The sequence below is a fragment of the Psychrobacter pasteurii genome, assembly GCF_900162815.1.
Taxonomy (GTDB): Bacteria; Pseudomonadota; Gammaproteobacteria; order Pseudomonadales; family Moraxellaceae; genus Psychrobacter; species Psychrobacter pasteurii.
Map to the genome: position 1 here is coordinate 1 of NZ_FUGD01000163.1, position 3,139 is coordinate 3,139.

At 38.8% G+C, this 3,139-nt stretch carries 1 protein-coding gene and 1 pseudogene; one reads left to right on the top strand and one right to left on the bottom strand.

What is annotated here, in order from left to right:
- A pseudogene (locus A1232T_RS13645) lies at nt 1-797 on the bottom strand (IS3 family transposase); the annotation flags it as partial.
- Nucleotides 798-1,012: 215 nt separating this feature from the next.
- Between A1232T_RS13645 and A1232T_RS12975 the strand changes: the two are divergent.
- Nucleotides 1,013-2,989, top strand: a complete 1,977-nt coding sequence (locus A1232T_RS12975; RefSeq protein WP_077449783.1) for a TonB-dependent receptor plug domain-containing protein — start codon at nt 1,013-1,015, stop codon at nt 2,987-2,989.
- The last annotated feature ends 150 nt before the right edge of the window (nt 2,990-3,139 follow it).

Here is a 3,139-nt window from a genome sequence, read left to right on the forward strand (position 1 = left end):
GGTCATACGCTTGTTAATAGCGTAACCGACAAGCTCTTTGGTGTATAAGTCTTTGACCCCTGCTAAGTACAGCCAACCCTCATTCGTCCAGATATAGGTAATGTCGCTGACCCACGACTCGTTAGGGCGCTTAGCATCAAACTTCTGATCCAGTACGTTTGGATAGACTAGCTTGTTGTGATTGGAGTCGGTGGTGACTTTAAAGCGCTTATGACTACGACATTTAATGCCGTGTTGCTCTTTGATGCTTCTTACCATATACAGGCTAATGTTATGGCCTTGCTCGCTTAGATGAGCATGCAGTCGATCTGCGCCATAACGTTCTTTCGTTTCATTGTGAGCCGCTTTAACCAGTAATTCAGACTGGTTGCGATGTATCTGTTGGTCGCTGAGATCACGACTTAGCCAGTCGTAATAGCTTGATGGCTTAACCCTTAACACACGGCACATAGTGGTGATGCGAAAGAGGAACTGGTTGTCTTTGATAAAGGCGTACCTGACTAACTGTTTCTCGCGAAGTACGCCGTCGCCTTTTTTAGTATTTCGCGTTCCTCTTCAGCCACTTTGAGCTGCCGCTTGAGCTGCTTTATTTCTTGAAGAGCACTCATAAGATCAGGATCATATTGCTCTGTGCCGATAAGCTTGCCTTGATTGGCTTTATTATGCCAATTTGAGAGCGTTTGCATGGCAATGCCAAGCTGCTTTGCAGTGGCTGAGATATTACCATTATTGTCTGATATCTTCTTGACGGCCTCGGCTTTAAATTCGTCACTGTAGGTTCTTACTTTCTTGGTCATGATAAACTCCGATTAATACGCTTAGTTTACCAAGTTTACCTCTACGGTTTCTTCAGCATAGCTCAAACTTTGTATAACAATAAAGCTTAAGTTGAATGTTATTAATTAAGACATGAGTAATTCTCGTCTATTTGTTATTTAATTATTATAAAAATCAGGGATAATAGCGGTACTCTTTCTTTAATGTAACTTTTGTTTACTAATTGGGTTTAGTCATGACAACTTCTTATAGCACTTTGTACAAAAGCCTTATTCAGGCTTCTAAAAAATCACATTTCAATAAAGGCACTTGGGCTTTAATGGCTTCTGCTTTGGCTTGTGTCCCTGCTGTAGCTGCCGAAACTGAGCTGGCTACACAAGATGATATGCCGGTTGCTTATTTCCCAAAAATCACGGTTACTGCAACACGCACTCCGACTGCTGTTAACAACACCATTGCTCAAACTCGTGTTATTGATAGTGAAGAGTTAAATACTTATAAAGGTCAAAGTGCGCTTGACGTTATTAAACGTCAACCAGGGTTTACTTACAAACAAAATGGTGGAATGGGTACAACCAGTAACTTTTATCTACGTGGCTATGATAATAAAAGTATTTTAGTATTAATTGATGGAGTTCGTTATAGTTCTCTGAGTGCTGGTGGTGCTTCACTAAACTTATTACCTGCGGACCAAATCGATAGAATCGAAGTCCTTTATGGGGCTTCAGGCACTAGTATGTATGGAGCCGATGCTGTAGGTGGTGTGATTCAAATCTTTACTAAAGGTGCAAATGTGGATGAGAGTAGCTTCTCGGTAACCGCAGGCGCTGGTAACAATGATCATTACCTCTACGGTGCCTCCGCTCAGATACGTAATGACAATGGCACCAGTTTAAGCCTATCAGCAAGTCACAATGAAACCAAAGGACATAACGCTACTCTAGTGGGCTTTCTACCGAATGGCAAACTTGCTAATAATACAGATGATGACGGTTTTAAAAGCGACAATTATAGCTTACGTCTGAATCAGAAAATTAATAAAGATCTAGATTTTAGTATCACTGGACTTTACAGCGAATCAGAAACGGAGTTTGATAGCGGTTCAAGCTCAGCCATAGGCAAAGACTATACCAAGTCTAGACAAAAAAATGGTGCAGCCCAAGCTTTCGCTAATTGGCGTTATGCATCAAATTCTAATATTAAGTTGACCTATGGCCACTCTATTGATGAATCTGATACTCCGACTGAGCCAAGTTTATTTAAAACCAAACAAGACCAATTCAGCTTGGTTGGCCAACACCAATTACCTCTTGGTATTGGTATTTATGGTGCTGAATACTTAAGTCAGAAACTTGACGGTTATATGAATATCTATCCTGAGCCAGATTATATCCCTACTAAATTTGACTATAACCCAAAAGATAGAAAAGTCACCAGCGGCTTTCTAGGCTATTTGATGTCTTATAATAATATTGATATCCAAGCTAACGTACGTCATGATAACTACTCAGACTTTGATGATAAAACTACTTACAATCTAGGAGTAGCTTATCATTTTACTCCAGAGTTTCGTTCTGGCATTAATTATGCTAAAGGTTATCGAGTACCTACCTTCAATGACTTATATTATCCAGAATACGATAATCCTGACTTAAGTCCAGAAACTAGTAACAACTATGAAGCCTTTTTAGATTATAGTACGGGGCTACAGTCGACACGTTTGACAGGTTATTACAATAAAGTCGATAACTTCATTTTATCAGAGGCACCTACTTATATCCCAGAAAATATATATAAAGCTAAAATTAAAGGGGTGACTTTATCCTCTGACTGGAATATAGATAACTATCTTATTGGGTTTAGCTATGATTATCAAAAAGCCGAGGATGATAGCGGCAAAGGTAACGATGGCAACTACTTACCTAATCGTCCTAAGAATAAAGGGACGATTTATCTAGGGTATCAACTGCCTGATTTAAACATTAGAGCAGAGTATGAATATGTCGACGATTTTTATGGTAACATCGAAAACACTAATAAACTCGACAGTTATAATTTGGTAAACCTTAGTGGTAACTATCAGCTAACTCCTGCTCTTTCCATGTCAGCTCGTTTAAACAACGTATTTAACGAAAAGTATGTAACATCTACAGGCTATAGCACAGATGACGGAACTAACTTCTTTACCTCACTAACCTATACTTGGAAGTAGAAAATAGTTAATTTATAAAATATTAATAATCAAAAAAACCACCCAACAGGGTAATGCCAGTCAGTTAAGGCAAAAACTCAATAAAAGTAATAAAATAGCCCATCTAATAAGTAGATGGGCTATTTTACTATGAGACTACAAGACGCTATT